We start from the raw sequence: 14,276 nt of genomic DNA on the forward strand, positions 1-14,276 counted from the left end.
CTCGTTTTAACACTAATTATAATTATGGGTAGGAAGTTAAGCAACTCCCTACCCATAATTGGACTTTAATTATCTAGTGAATGCGGCTGCAACTCCACCATCTACAGTAACCATACATCCAGTTGTTTTTGCGGATTTGGCTGATGCTAAGAATGCAATGGATTCTGCGATGTCCTGAGGTAAAATATTCACATTCAAAATTGTACGCTTACGATAATGCTCTTCTAGGTCGTCGGTACCAATCCCATAAGAAGAAGCTCTTTCTTCCTTCCACTCCGAATCCCAGATTTTCGAACCACGAATAACTGCATCCGGAAGCACCGAGTTAACGCGAATACCATATTGACCACCATCAGCAGCAACGGTACGAGCAAGATGAACTTCTGCAGCTTTAGCTGTGCTATATGCAGCAGCATTTTTTCCTGCGTAAATCGAATTTTTCGATCCAACGAATACCATGTTCCCGCCAATTTCTTGCTTTTTCATTAATTTGAACGCTTCCCTAGCGACCAAGAAGTAACCAGTTACTAACACACTGATATTAAGATTCCATTTATCAAGTGTAGTCTCCTCGAAAGGGCTTGAACTAGCTAGACCAGCATTATTTACGATAATGTCCAATCCGCCATAGGTTAAAACTGTCTCATTTATAGCAGCAGTTACTTCTTCTTCCTTTGTCACATCCATCTTAACTGCTATTGCACGACTTTCACCGAACTTTTCGTTTATCTCCACGGCTAGTTCTTGTGCGCCTTCTAAATTAATATCAGCTACAACAACATGGGCACCATCTCTAACAAGACGAATACACGTGGCACTACCGATTCCACCAGCTCCTCCAGTTACAAAAGCAACCTGACGAGAGAAGTCAGCTTCAGCTGGAGCAAGACTTAGCTTGTAAAGCTCTAACGGCCAGTATTCAATGGCAAACGATTCCTCTTCATTTAATGAAACAAAGTCGCCTAGAATAGTCGATCCTCTCATAACTGAAACAGCACGATGATAAAGTGATTCACTTACTTTAGCAGCAGTCCAGTTTTTACCTGTGTTAAGCATACCCACACCTGGAATTAAAATCACTCGTGGAGCTGCCTCAACCATCTTATCCCCCTCAGCCTTGTTTCGCTCAAAATAAGCAACATACTCTTCTTTGAATGTTGTAATAGCCGTTTTAACACTTTCTATTAAACTCTCAACATCTTTACTACTAGGATCCCAGTCTACTAAAAGAGGTACTCTCTTTGTATGTACCAAGTGATCTGGACATGCGGCACCGACCTGGGCGAGTTCGTTTGCATCATTACTATTTACAAACGACAAGATTTCGTCACTGTCGTCAAACGTAACCAGCATTTTTTTGTTCGAGTCACTTACTTGACCACGAACAACTGGTAAGACCTGAGTCAGAATTTCTTTTCTTTCTTGTTCCTCTAACGAATCATACTTATTTCCACCAAACAATGTTGCCTCTTTTGCTTTTGCTTCTATATAATCTTCAGCTTCTTGAATAATAGAAATGGTTTTATAATAGCTTTCTTCTGATGTCTCTCCCCACGTCACTAGGCCATGCTTTTCCATGATGACTAATTCAGGGTTAGGATGGTTTTGTACACCTTCTGCAATCATTTTAGAAAGTTTAAATCCCGGACGAATATATGGAACCCAAACAAAACGATCCCCATAGATTTCTTCTGCAATTTGTTTACCATTGTCCGCACAAGCGATACTAATAATCGCGTCGGGATGTGTATGATCAACATGCTTAAAAGGTAAAAATGCATGTAACAATGTTTCAATTGAAGAACGCGGATGTTTGGCATCTATCATACAATGCGCTAAATAGTTAACCATATCTTCATCAGACATATCGTCTTTTTCCATCAAAGGTCTGATGTCTTCCATTTTTAATCCTGTGAAGTTTTTTGCTTTCATGGTAGCAAGGTCAGAACCACTACCCTTGACCCACATTACTTCGATGTCATTACCACGAAAATCTTTTTCGATTGATTTGGTGGAAGTATTTCCACCACCCCAGTTCGCAACTGATCGATCTGATCCTAATAAGTTAGAACGATAGACTAATTGAGCTAAACCTGTTTCATTTTCCGTTTGATTACTACCCCATTTGTTTTGTACCAATATTGTTTCCTCCCCGATTCATGATAAATAAAGAATAACATACTTTTGTTTATTTTTGAATAGTTATTTTTATATTGTTTTTAGAAGATTATAGGTTTGTTTTTTGATTGTAACATTATTGAAAACAAAAAAAGAGGCAATGATCCGAAGACCATTACCTCTTTTAATTATACCCTATATAAAATGTTTATTTGGTACTACACCAAATGCTTTTGCTAATTCAACAAGTTGCTCATCCGTTATTGCTTGTTTCATCCCACCATGATGGGCGTTGATTAACATATAAATCTGTGCAGCCTTTTCAGCTGTTTCAATTAAGCCAAAAGCCTCATCAATGGTTTGACCTGCACCAAAAATACCGTGGTGTGGCCAAACGACCAAGCGAAAATCATTCATTTTATCAGCTGTTTCCATTCCTATTTCATCTGTACCAGGAACCATCCAAGGTAATATAGCAACCCCTTCAGGAAATACCACGATACATTCGGTACACATTTTCCATAAAGTCTTTGAAAAACTCTTCTCATCTAATTCATGTGTAAAAGTCATGGCAATAATATTGGTTGCGTGATTATGCATAATCACACGGTGATTCAGATCTTTACCAAGGCGAACGATATGACTCCTAAAATGAGAAGAAAGTTCACTAGTTGGTTTTCCATCACAAGTTAGTCCCCATAACAGCTCAACACTATTTCCATCACCACTTACACGAAGAATACCAAGACATTCAGCAGGGTTAGATCTTACATTTTTAAAATACTTCCCAGATCCTGTAACAATGAAGAATTTATTCGCAAGTTCTACTACCGGAAAGTCAAGTGGAACAGTACGTAATACCCGATCAGTATCTAGGTAATGTCTAACTTCCTCTTCCTTGAGCAGGTAACTTATGTTTCCTCCATTACGTTCATCCCACCCAAACTTCCACATGCTATATGTTATATCCATCATTTCCTTGACGAACGGAGCCTCTAACACCAATAAATCATTTTGAACCTCTTGAATGATTTTCATTTTTCTTCGCCCTCTCAGGTATTAAATAATTTTTTAATAGTTTGTGAAGTGTTGAATTATCTAACTCCATATTACAACTGAACATCAAACAAATCAACATAAACAAAAAAACAATTTTTGTTTATGTTGATTTGTGTACTTTATGTGACTTATCCATGTCTTGTTCGACGAAAAAATAGCCTAGTGATCATAAAATCACTAGGCTTTCCTACTTTATCGTTTTGATAATACTTCTTTTTCATAGCTTTGTATATCTTCCAACCACGCTTCTCTTACTGGCACCCCCGTTTGCTCGCAATAGTAATCCCAAATAGCACCGAATGGATAGGTTTTAAACTCTTCCATTAAAGCAAGTCTCTCAGTAAAGTTACCTTCTTCTTGTAGCTGTTTCAAATAATCATTTGGTACAAGCATCGCATATAACAACGCTTTAATCATATTGCGCGTTCCGATTGTCCAAGCCGCCACACGATTAATACTTGCATCAAAAAAATCAAGACCAATCATTACTTTATCAAGCGCATCATTACGAACAATTTCTAATCCTATCTCACGTAGCTCATCATCAAGAATAACAACATGGTCACTATCCCATCTTACTGGTCTGGATACGTGTAATGCTAGTTTATCGCTATAAAGCAGCATAGCTGATATCTTATTGGATACAACTTCCGTAGGGTGGTAGTGTCCAGTATCTAGTAAGCACAGTTTATTGTTTTTAAGCGCGTAGCCCATATAAAACTCATGAGACCCAACTACATAAGCTTCCGACCCGATACCAAACAGTTTACTTTCTACGGCATCGATATTATATTTTTCATCAATTTCCACTTTAAAAATTTCATCTAGTGAATCTTTTAATCTCTTTCTTGGAGTCAAGCGATCACTTGGAATATCTTTATACCCGTCTGGAATCCAGATATTTGTAAGTGCTGGTGTTCCTAACTCTGCACCAAAATAGGCTGCAATTTTACGACTAGCTATACAGTGTCTGATCCAAAAGTCTCTGACTTCTTTATCCGGGTGTGATAAAGTCAGTCCATCATCTGCCTTCGGGTGTGAAAATAAAGTTGGATTAAAATCTAATCCTAGTCCATGTTCCTTTGCCCAGTTAACCCAATTCTGGAAATGTTTCGGTTCTAATTGATCTCTTTCTACTACTTTTCCGGCTGTTTCACCATAAATCGCATGTAGATTGACACGGTGCTTGCCAGGGATAAGTGAAAGTGCTTTTTCTAAATCTCCTCTAAGCTCTTTAGGTGTTGTTGCTTTTCCAGGATAGTTTCCTGTTACATCAATTCCGCCTGACAATTCTTGTTGGTTCGTTTCAAATCCCCCAATGTCATCCCCTTGCCAACAGTGAATCGAAATCGGAACACTTTTCAGTTTTTCCAGTACTTGATCAACATCTATACCCCATTTTTCATAGTCCTTTTTAGCTCTTTGGTAATTTTCATTTACTGACATTATTGTTCCTCCTATTTCTACTTATTTACAAATTGTTTAATCTCAAAAGAGTGTTTAATCATCTTTCTGGCTTCACTGATATCGGTTAATTCACCTAGCGTCATTAATTGCGAAACAATATTGCCAATCGCTGTTGCTTCCACAGGTCCAGCTAATACTTCTTTATTTGTCGTATCGGCAATCAGTTGATTTAGCATTTCATTTTGACAGCCTCCACCAATGACATTGATTTTTTTAAATTCTTTTTCATAGATTTCTTCAATTTGGTTAATAGCTGTTTGGTAACTAACTGCCAAACTATCAAAGACACATTTTGCTACTTCACCTGGCGTAGTAGGAATCTGTTGCTCCGTCTCCTCGCAATATTTTTGGATCTCTTCAATCATGTTATCCGGTAGCAGAAAACGATCATGGTCCACATTTACTTTGGACCAAAATCCAGTTGATTGATTTGCTAGGTCGACTAATTCAGCGAAGCTGTATTGATCATCATAATTCCTTTTCACCTCTTGAATCATCCACAATCCCATGATGTTTTTCAAAAAGCGATAACGATAGTCTAAGCCGCCTTCGTTAGTGAAATTATAGTCCAATGCTTTTGTAATACAGATCGGAAAACTATTTTCAACACCAATCAATGACCACGTGCCTGAGCTGATGTATATCGTATCGTCTTCCTCTGGAACTGAAACCACCGCAGAACCTGTATCATGGGTTGCTGGTAGTAATACCTTCATATCAAATCCAAATTCAGCTACGAGCTCTTCTCTTAATGTTCCAAGTTCTGTCTTAGGTGGTTTAATCTCTTGGAACATTTCTTTATTAATCCCTAACTGATCCAATAAGTCCTTATCCCACTTTTTTGTGAAAGCATTAACTAATTGGGTCGATGTGGCATTGGTGTATTCGTTTGCTTTTTTTCCAGTTAACAAAAAGTTAAAATAATCCGGAATCATAAGAAAAGACTTTGTTTTGTTCAAGATTTCAGGATTACTTTTCTTAATAGAATACAACTGATAAATGGTGTTAAATTTTTGGAATTGAATGCCCGTTTCTAGATATAACCTTTCCTTACTGATTATCTCAAAGACTTCTTCCATCATTCCGTCTGTTCTTGAATCACGATAAGCAATAGCATCGGTAAGTAGCTGATCAAATTCATCCAATAAAACAAAGTCAACCGCCCACGTATCAATTCCAATGCTCTCAGGCTGAAGTCCTTTTTCCAGACATTGATGAATACCATCCTTTATTTCTTGGAACAAGGACTTTATATCCCAACAATAGTGGTTGTTGTGTTTAATAAGCTTGTTTTCAAACCGATAAACCTCTTCAAGTTTTAGCTGATTGCCTTCCAGATAACCAGCAATTAATCTACCACTAGAAGCACCTATATCAACTGCTAAACTACATTTGTTCATCTTATCACCTCTCAATGAAAGCGTTTTCTGTTACTATTTTAATAGATATCTACTCTTTTTAACATAACGCAATTTATCTTTTTATTGTCCTTATTTGCAATTAATCAAAAAAGAGCAGCTTATTAATCTCTACTGATTAATAAGCTGCTCTCGATATTTCTTTGGGGTGAGCCCATATTTTGTTTTAAAAATACGATAAAAGTAACTAATATTATCGTAACCGACTTGCTCAACAATTGAGGTTATTGAAATGTCCGTGCTTCTTAACAAGTCTTTCGCTTCTCGAAGACGCTTTTCCTGTAATAACTCTTTAAACGTTCGGCTAGTAACCTTCTTAATATTTTTGCTTAACCAATAATGCGGTTGATTCAATTGACCTGCTAATTCATATAAGGAAGCATCCTTGAAATGCTCCTCAATATACTTTAAAGATTCCATTATTAATTGGTGTTGAATGAAGCTATGATCTTGTTTTTCAATTTTGTCTGAGTGCTTTATCAATTCAATCATTAACAAGCCCATATATAATTTAACCGTTGACTCTGATAACAAGGAAGGTTCCATGATTTCCATAATAATTTTATGAACTAATTCTTGAATGATCTTAACCTCAGAAACAGCAAAATATAAGAACTGTCCTCGTTGTGTCTGATTAAATAGACTATTAATTAAGAAATCACCGATATTATTTTCTATATTGTCACCACTTAAATATGTAAAAATATAGTCAAAGAATTGTGGTTGAATTATAAAGTTAATAACAATATCATCATGCTGACAAGCCTTTATTTCATGTTCAATGTATTGATTTAAAAGTAGTAGCTCTCCTTGTTTCAGAACAATACCCTCAGTGCCTACTTTTTGCTCAAGCTCGCCGTGATATACGTAGTTGATTTCTATATAGTTATGCTTATGCTTAGGAAAATCGACAAAGCGTGTATGCTTTCTTATCATAATCATTTTATCTTGATTTAAAAATTTTTCACTTTCAATAACAAAATTAGATTGGGATGTATAAATGTCTTTTCTGACTTCTTGACCTTGTTGTAGGATGATTCTTTCTTCTTCAGTTATCTCAATTAATTTATCCAGAAGGCTAGTCACAGAATTCTCCATCCCTTAAATTATTTAATATCTTTTAATACGTCCAGGAGTATTTTCTTGAATGCATCCCTGTCAACTTCTTCACATACTCGTACATTTTTCTTTTCCCCTAAACGATTATTGATATCTACCACGCTATAACCTCTGGTGAACTCACCTTTAGTTTCAACATCAACGTAGTAATTACCACATCTTGTCATAATCGATTCATTGGCTGCCACCGCCATCAATAATGTATCCGGATGTGTGGTACCATCTAATTTATGGACTTTTTGATTGAAATGCTTCACAACCTTATTAACAGCCACAAAAAAATCTGAACCTTTCGTTTGAAGCATTTCAATATCCTCATGGTCCTCTTCAGTCATAATTGAGTATTTGGTGCACATCTCCCATCCAACCATTGTTATTGGAATTCCCGAATTAAGTACAATTCTGGCAGCTTCTGGATCCACATAAAAATTATATTCAGCAGCAGGTGTAATATTCCCTAAGTGATTATTTGTCCCACCCATGATATAAAGGTCTCCTATTTTAGAAATAATAGTTGGATCCTTCTTAATCGCCATGGCTATATTTGTTAATGGCGCGATGGCAAGTAACGTTATTTCCCCAGGGTTGGCATGAACCGCCTCGATCAAAAAATCCACAGCGTGAATGGTTTCAGGACGTTGAATAGTCTTTTGAAAATTTGCTCCACCCATTCCATCAGAACCATGGACATCTTCAACAGTACGATGCTGAGATTGTCCAAGCTGTAAAAACGGCCCCTGATGTCCCTTGTAAACAGGAACTTTACCCGATTTACCAGCAACCTCGACAGTGTACAACGCATTTTCCACCTGTTGTTCGAATTGTACATTCCCACCGGTAATCATTATCCCTTCTACATCAAAAAAGTGAAGAGCAGTTAAAATAGCAATGGTGTCATCGCCAGCTGTATCAGTATCAATAATCACTTTCTTCATTCCAGGGCACCACCTATTTAATTTGTTTTGCTAAATCCGTTATATAATTAAAGAAGTCTTCCGCTAGTACATCATAAACAACATTTACTGAACGCCCGTCATCCGAAATTGCTGTTTTCCCTTGGCTAGGTACTTCTGTCCAAACCGTACTCTTAACTTGCTTGGATGTAACTAATTCAGGTTTGCCAACAGCTGCAGTTGTTAATACATCCCATAGATAGTAAGTAGAATTTGTTTCCATATGTACTAGAGGCGGAACAGCAGCATAACACTGACCAAGGAAATCTACACCCTCGAATTTTCTTTCTGACGCCCATTTATTTCTTACATCTAAAGTTAACGGAACTTGTTGTGTGCTTTCTAATGCAACCATATCAATCTCTAATCCACTTGCCCAAACTCTTTGAACAGCATACGGGTCCCAATATGCATTCCATTCGGCTGTTCCATCATGTTCAGGTTCTTGTACATTTCCCACTTCCTGAAATGTACCACCCATCCAAACTAATTTTTCTATTTTATCTTCTATCTCTGGAGCTTCATCCAAGGCACGGGCAAGGTCTGTTAATGGCCCTGTGAATAGGAGTGTTGTTTTTTCCTTGGTATTATTAATTTTTTCAATCATATGTAGATGTGCTGGTAGCACACTTACAGATGTCTCCATCTTCCCACTTTCGTTCAATATAGGTAGTGCATCAACGGTAAACGTGTGCAATCTCCAATCGCTAGGAAAAGGATTCTCACCACGAGAATTAGATTTAGCAACTTCTACTTCGTAAGCATTAAAACGGTCAAGAATTTTCCTGCTAGCATTTGTTCCTGGCTCTAAATACCCATCAGCCGGAATAATAGATACACCAGTTAATTTAATGTCTTTCATTTGTGTAAGTAAAAATAAGGATACAAGATCATCTACACCTGCATCATGATTAAAATAAACATTCTTTGTCATTATTGATCTCCTCTATGCTAATTGATTTTGTATATATTATAGGTATCTCCATACTATTTTAACTATATTACATTTTGTGGTGTTTAGAAAAGCAGACGCAGTTGAATAAATTATTTAAAGCGATAATCTATTGTGCTATTTCCTTTTATAAGAACTCTCGAAAAAAAATTGACTCGATAATCTTTAGTTATCTAATGTTACTTGTACTGAATCGCCATCAACATAGGTCACCGCATTTGGATAATAGGCTAATACTGCTTCAACATATAATATATCACCGTAGCATGCGTTGTGTTGAGCCGATTCTTCACGAATACAACTATATATGTTTTTATGTTTTAATTCCTCATACATTTTAGCTGAAAAGTCTATTGCTAACTCTTCTGTGTATTGCCCACCACGTTCTTTCACATAGGGAATAAACCCTTCCCCAAAATTATACGATTGTAAAGCCAATTTCACATCACCATTTGTTTTTTCTAACACTTTAATAAAATAGGCTACTCCTTGCTTTATTGATAATGCCGGCTTATCTATGCATCCTATTTCTCCACAGTAGCTTTCCGATGCTTGCATTGGATCATTACCTCTGCCACCGGATTCCTGCATCATTAATGCCAATACCACACTAGTGTATTCTTCTTTTCCAGCTTCACTAAGATGTTTTTCTACGATTGGACTGTAATCTTTTACTTTTTGTGATAACTCTGGGGTTTCTTGTTTATTTGTAGGTATCGTTAATTGACCGTGAGCTAAAAAAGAAACTAGTGTCATTGTTATAACAAGTAATCCAATTGTTAAAGATAGAGACTTAATTGTTGATGATTTATTTTTAACACCTTTATAGTTTGACATCCATTCCATCCTTATTAGTTATGAAGTGTTTCTTAAAGAATCTAATTGATTACTCTTTTCAAGTAGTTATCTATATTATCTCTTAAACTATTAGTTTGATTCAATAGATTTCAAACTTACCTGCTTATATTATTGATTAACTAGCGGATTTATTTAAAGCTTTGACAATAGCCCTGACCACAGAAGAAGCAATTGCATATAAAGATGTATAGCCGTATAGCAAATATACAACAGCTTTCCAATTGCTTTTATTTATATAAGAGGTGATAACATGTCTGATAAAAATGATTCTAATTCAAGTACAATAACCAAAAAGCCAAAAAGAAGAAGAGCCGGTTGCAGATGTGGAACTGGCAGACGAAGAAAAAAGAAAGCTACTGAATAATATCTTTCAAAAACACCCTAGTTATCTCTAATCTAGGGTGTTTACTCTTTAATCCACCGAAAAGTAATTTGTTACTAATTGAATGATGGATCCGACTGCTGCTAGCGATAAGATAATTATTAAAGGAATAAACATAAAAGGAAACAGCGTATAACCAACGAAAATGATGGTTGCACTCCAGATACCTGTGCACCATTGACAGCTTAACATTTCTCCTATAAATTTTTGGACTCCTTTTCCCTTTATATACAAAATTTCATCTACAGAACCATCCTCATTCTCTTCTTCCTCAATTTCATGAAAAGGAGCCCTTAGAAATCTAGTGATATCATCATAAACTGCTAATCTTGTTAAGCGAAAGGTAGCTAATCCCAATAAAATAAAATTAAACCAAGTAATCATATTTACCACCCCAATTGAATGTTGATAATCTATTCTATTCAACTAATGAAGAAGGGGTAAAAAAATATATATTATTTCCTTATAAAGTTTTAATCGGAAGTATCTTGTTCATTATTGAAGGGAAGTGACGTTAGTTTTAGATGTTGTGTTGATAATATTTCATTTTTTATTGTTGATAATCTGAAATTATTTCTCACCTTTAGCTAATCTCACAAAAAAATAGAGAACCACAGTTAGTCCGATAGCCCCCTGTATATTACTCCTTCTTAAATGATGTGATTGTGAAACCTGGGGATACTTTTTTTTCCTCAGTTTCTTTAAAACCAAGTTTATTGTATAAATTCTTCGCCGGGTAGTTTTTCGTTCCAGTTGAAACAATTACTCTTTCACCTGGTTTAACACTGTCTAGAACATACCTAACCATCGATTGACCAACTCCTAGACCAAAATTTGATGGTTTTACTATCAATCTACATATCTCCACATACCCACTATGTTGAATATAAGATACAACCCCTAGCAACTCGCCCGCCTTCTCAAACCCCATAAATGTCTCATCACTATCCATAATTGTTTGGACTGTATCCCTTAATGCTGGAATACCACTGAAGTTTATCAAATCCGCTTCTAACTGATAAGCAGGTAGTTGGATTTCAAGAATTAACTTCGCAATATATTCTTCTTTTTGGTTAAGTGCAATGATCATATTATTCCTCCAACCACTAGTTACCGTGCTATCAAGGTAAAGACCAGATGACTATTACAAATAAAACATAACTGGTAATAACTAAAAAAGAAGGCGCCAAGTACCATAATTGAGTTCTGGCGGTTTTTCGCCTTACTATAAGGATTACAGCACTTGTTAATAGCACTCCGATACCAGCTGTTAACATATGCTTATCCTCTGCTGCAACCCAAATACTTCCAGATCTAAAGAAAATATCACCGATACATAAAACGAGGATATTAAATAAATTGCTTCCCAATAAAGTCCCAATTGCCAAATTTATGTTTAGAACCTTTAAAGCAACAAAAACACTGACCGCATCAGGAAATGACGAAGCGGCTGCAACCAAGAAGCTTCCAATAGCGGTTGAGCTAATACCAGTATTCCTAGCGATTGAATCACCAGCAATTGATAATACACTTCCTGAAATAAGAATTAGTATTGCAAATAGTCCAAACCGGATTACTATCTTACGCAAAGAACCGGCCTGTTTTTCGCTTGATTCTTGCGTCTCTTCTGAACTGGTTTCCCCTTTTTGTTTGCGAGAGATTAACCATAATCCTCCGACATACGTAGCGCAAATAATAATGCTTGTTAATCCAATTCCTAGTACTTCTACATTTGAATCAAACCACAGAGAAAAAAATACTACCAAAAGTAACACCACACAAAGCAAACCTGGAAACATTTGATTTTGGGTACCTTCTAAAAATATTCGCTTTTTATAAAAAATCAAGTCCATTGCAAACAATATAAATAGGTTGAAAAGAATACTTCCTAGACCATTCCCTATTGCGATATCCGCATTTCCAATAGCAGCCGCAGACACTGTCGTAGTTAACTCTGGCAAGGATGTTGCTACTGCCAATAGCATAGTCCCTACTAAAAACCCTGTAAATCTGGTCTGTTTACTAATCAAATCAGCATAGGTAGATAACTTTATAGCCGATAAGATTGATACAAGAGCAGCAATAGTAAAGGCAACGTAGGGTAGCAAAATAACAACTCCTTTCCATCGATGAAATACTAACATTCCCTAATAAGAAATATTAAAAACAATTTAAAACAAAATTAATCTCTTTGTTCTAAATAGAAGTAACTTAAGTTCCAGTTTTGTAATCTAAACATCAACTGAAATTTGCATCTTTTACTAAAGAATCGATATTAACTTTTTTCATACTAATTGTTTATTTGGGGATGATATTTTAAAAAGGAGCGATATATTATGACAGGATTACTAATCAAATTAGTTGTTTGTCCAATAACTATAATAATTGCATGGATGTTATTTCCTAATGTAGACTTTGGCTATTGGTACCAACCAATTATTCTTGGAGTATTACTAGCTTTTGTCGGACATTTAATGGAACTTTTACTTCTAAATGAAAAAACTGTAGTGTTTAGTACCTTTATGGATCTTGTTGCTTCCATAATTATTGTTTACTACGTATCCATCTTTTTTGTTAATACTTACGTGACCTTCTGGGGTGCAGTATTAACATCAGTACTATTAGGTGTGACAGAAATCGTTCAACATCGGTGGTTAGTACAAAACGGTCAAACGAAGAAAGAGCCAACTACTACTCAATAGTCCCGATCCACTAAATTATATACATTATCTACTTTTAAAAATGTCCAGTTTATGCTGGACATTTTTAAATTTTGGTAAAGTTATTAGCTAACGTTTGTATTAGTAACTTGAATTAACGTAGTTACCGTTAGGAAAATCTTGTTTTGGATAGTAATGGACGATCCCTGTGCCACTCAATATCTACAGGTACTTCAAAAAAGTTAGTCAGCGTGGATTTCGTTAATAATTCGCTAGTTCGCCCAGATGCAAAGACACCACCTTCTTTTAGAAGAAGCGTTTTGTCAAAACAAGGTAAGATTTCTTCAATATGATGGGTCACATAAAGTATTGACGGTGGATTAGGGTAATTCGCTATACGATCTATTGCCTCCAATAATTGTTCGCGAGCGATAAAATCAAGACCTATCGTCGGCTCATCCAGGATTAAAAATTTCGGGTTAGCCATTAAAGCTCTACCTATTAAAACACGTTGTTTTTCCCCTTGAGAAAGGGTTCGGTAGCTTCTGTTAGCATAGTCAAAGCATCCTAATTCTTTCAACAACTGTTTTGCTCTTTCCCTCATGTCATTTGTTGGAGTCTGATAAAGCCCTATTGACGCAAATGCTCCACTTAAAACTATTTGATAAGCGCTGTCTTCCCCGTATATTCTATCTTGTAATGTTGAGGACACGATTCCAATTCTTTTACGAAGGTCCTCCCCAAGTGGATCTTTTCCAAACCGTTTCTTTAGTACGGTTACATTTCCTTTAGAGGGAAAGTAATAAGCACATAACATATGTAATAACGCCGTTTTTCCTGCACCATTCAATCCTAAAAGAACCCAATTTTCACCTTTATTTATTTTCCAATTAATATCCTTTAAGATCCACTTACCTTCTCTAATCAATGAAACATTTTCTAAATGAAGTACCATTGTCATCCCCCTCATCTCCAACATTATCTCATAATTGAATAATTACACTAATAAATAAGATTTCACTATACTCTGTATCTTTATTTACGCTTTTTGTACTAACCTCCTAAAGTTATCATACATCTATAAATATAGTACTATTCTCACTTAAAATTCTATATTAATAATTTGAATAGTTAATTTATTCTCGAATCATTCAGGGCTTTTACAACTGATAAATATACTATAATTTGGGTGTTACGTCACAGGATATAAGGATTTATCCAATTGTTGTAGTAGTTAAAAGAAAAAAAAAATCTAGACAAAATGAATAAAGCTAGTCAATTAGTCATATA

The 14,276-nt window shown here is 35.8% G+C and carries 13 protein-coding genes; 1 reads left to right on the forward strand and 12 read right to left on the reverse strand.

Annotated elements, in window-relative coordinates; translation table 11 throughout:
- Positions 1-69 precede the first annotated feature (69 nt).
- The 11 genes from GH741_RS13875 to GH741_RS13925 form a co-directional block, all read right to left on the reverse strand.
- On the reverse strand, positions 70-2,139 hold the full coding sequence (locus GH741_RS13875) for a bifunctional aldolase/short-chain dehydrogenase (protein WP_153737376.1): 2,070 nt from the start codon (positions 2,137-2,139) through the stop codon (positions 70-72).
- A 174-nt stretch (positions 2,140-2,313) separates the two neighbouring features.
- Positions 2,314-3,156 carry a rhamnulose-1-phosphate aldolase gene (rhaD, locus tag GH741_RS13880; RefSeq protein WP_153737377.1) on the reverse strand — a complete coding sequence of 281 codons (843 nt, stop codon included), beginning with the start codon at positions 3,154-3,156 and terminating at the stop codon, positions 2,314-2,316.
- A gap of 213 nt (positions 3,157-3,369) precedes the next feature.
- Positions 3,370-4,623 (reverse strand): L-rhamnose isomerase, encoded by a 1,254-nt coding sequence (gene rhaA, locus GH741_RS13885; protein ID WP_153737378.1) that lies wholly within the window; start codon positions 4,621-4,623, stop codon positions 3,370-3,372.
- Between the two features lie 17 nt (positions 4,624-4,640).
- Positions 4,641-6,044 carry a rhamnulokinase gene (gene rhaB / locus GH741_RS13890; protein WP_153737379.1) on the reverse strand — a complete coding sequence of 468 codons (1,404 nt, stop codon included), beginning with the start codon at positions 6,042-6,044 and terminating at the stop codon, positions 4,641-4,643.
- A 129-nt stretch (positions 6,045-6,173) separates the two neighbouring features.
- Positions 6,174-7,148 (reverse strand): AraC family transcriptional regulator, encoded by a 975-nt coding sequence (locus GH741_RS13895; RefSeq protein ID WP_338079448.1) that lies wholly within the window; start codon positions 7,146-7,148, stop codon positions 6,174-6,176.
- 20 nt (positions 7,149-7,168) lie between these two features.
- Positions 7,169-8,116: a nucleoside hydrolase gene (locus tag GH741_RS13900; protein ID WP_153737381.1), complete on the reverse strand. Its 948-nt coding sequence runs from the start codon at positions 8,114-8,116 to the stop codon at positions 7,169-7,171.
- A gap of 13 nt (positions 8,117-8,129) precedes the next feature.
- Entirely contained in the window at positions 8,130-9,068 is a 939-nt protein-coding gene (locus GH741_RS13905; RefSeq protein ID WP_153737382.1) for a nucleoside hydrolase, read from the reverse strand.
- Between the two features lie 183 nt (positions 9,069-9,251).
- On the reverse strand, positions 9,252-9,923 hold the full coding sequence (locus tag GH741_RS13910) for a lysozyme family protein (RefSeq protein WP_240795503.1): 672 nt from the start codon (positions 9,921-9,923) through the stop codon (positions 9,252-9,254).
- 433 nt (positions 9,924-10,356) lie between these two features.
- Entirely contained in the window at positions 10,357-10,710 is a 354-nt protein-coding gene (locus tag GH741_RS13915; protein ID WP_153737383.1) for a DUF1360 domain-containing protein, read from the reverse strand.
- A 256-nt stretch (positions 10,711-10,966) separates the two neighbouring features.
- The gene (locus tag GH741_RS13920) at positions 10,967-11,416 is read right to left on the reverse strand and encodes a GNAT family N-acetyltransferase (RefSeq protein WP_153737384.1); all 450 of its coding nucleotides are present in this window, start codon (positions 11,414-11,416) and stop codon (positions 10,967-10,969) included.
- Positions 11,417-11,447: 31 nt separating this feature from the next.
- On the reverse strand, positions 11,448-12,434 hold the full coding sequence (locus tag GH741_RS13925; RefSeq protein WP_170287634.1) for a sodium:calcium antiporter: 987 nt from the start codon (positions 12,432-12,434) through the stop codon (positions 11,448-11,450).
- Between the two features lie 228 nt (positions 12,435-12,662).
- Between GH741_RS13925 and GH741_RS13930 the strand changes: the two genes are divergently transcribed.
- Positions 12,663-13,028: a DUF2512 family protein gene (locus tag GH741_RS13930; RefSeq protein WP_153737386.1), complete on the forward strand. Its 366-nt coding sequence runs from the start codon at positions 12,663-12,665 to the stop codon at positions 13,026-13,028.
- Positions 13,029-13,155: 127 nt separating this feature from the next.
- On the opposite strand, the gene GH741_RS13935 is transcribed toward GH741_RS13930, so the two are convergent.
- Complete coding sequence (locus GH741_RS13935) at positions 13,156-13,941, reverse strand: ABC transporter ATP-binding protein (RefSeq protein WP_153737387.1); 786 nt, start codon at positions 13,939-13,941, stop codon at positions 13,156-13,158.
- Positions 13,942-14,276: the final 335 nt, after the last annotated feature.

It is taken from the genome of Aquibacillus halophilus (assembly GCF_009649745.1).
Classification (GTDB): Bacteria; Bacillota; Bacilli; order Bacillales; family Amphibacillaceae; genus Aquibacillus; species Aquibacillus halophilus.

Coding starts and splice junctions, on each gene's coding strand:
- rhaD (WP_153737377.1), bottom strand. CDS start 3,156: ATGAAAATCATTCAAGAGGTTCAAAATGATTTATTGGTGTTAGAGGCT.
- rhaA (WP_153737378.1), bottom strand. CDS start 4,623: ATGTCAGTAAATGAAAATTACCAAAGAGCTAAAAAGGACTATGAAAAA.
- rhaB (WP_153737379.1), bottom strand. CDS start 6,044: ATGAACAAATGTAGTTTAGCAGTTGATATAGGTGCTTCTAGTGGTAGA.
- GH741_RS13900 (WP_153737381.1), bottom strand. CDS start 8,116: ATGAAGAAAGTGATTATTGATACTGATACAGCTGGCGATGACACCATT.
- GH741_RS13905 (WP_153737382.1), bottom strand. CDS start 9,068: ATGACAAAGAATGTTTATTTTAATCATGATGCAGGTGTAGATGATCTT.
- GH741_RS13910 (WP_240795503.1), bottom strand. CDS start 9,923: ATGTCAAACTATAAAGGTGTTAAAAATAAATCATCAACAATTAAGTCT.
- GH741_RS13915 (WP_153737383.1), bottom strand. CDS start 10,710: ATGATTACTTGGTTTAATTTTATTTTATTGGGATTAGCTACCTTTCGC.
- GH741_RS13920 (WP_153737384.1), bottom strand. CDS start 11,416: ATGATCATTGCACTTAACCAAAAAGAAGAATATATTGCGAAGTTAATT.
- GH741_RS13930 (WP_153737386.1), top strand. CDS start 12,663: ATGACAGGATTACTAATCAAATTAGTTGTTTGTCCAATAACTATAATA.
- GH741_RS13935 (WP_153737387.1), bottom strand. CDS start 13,941: ATGGTACTTCATTTAGAAAATGTTTCATTGATTAGAGAAGGTAAGTGG.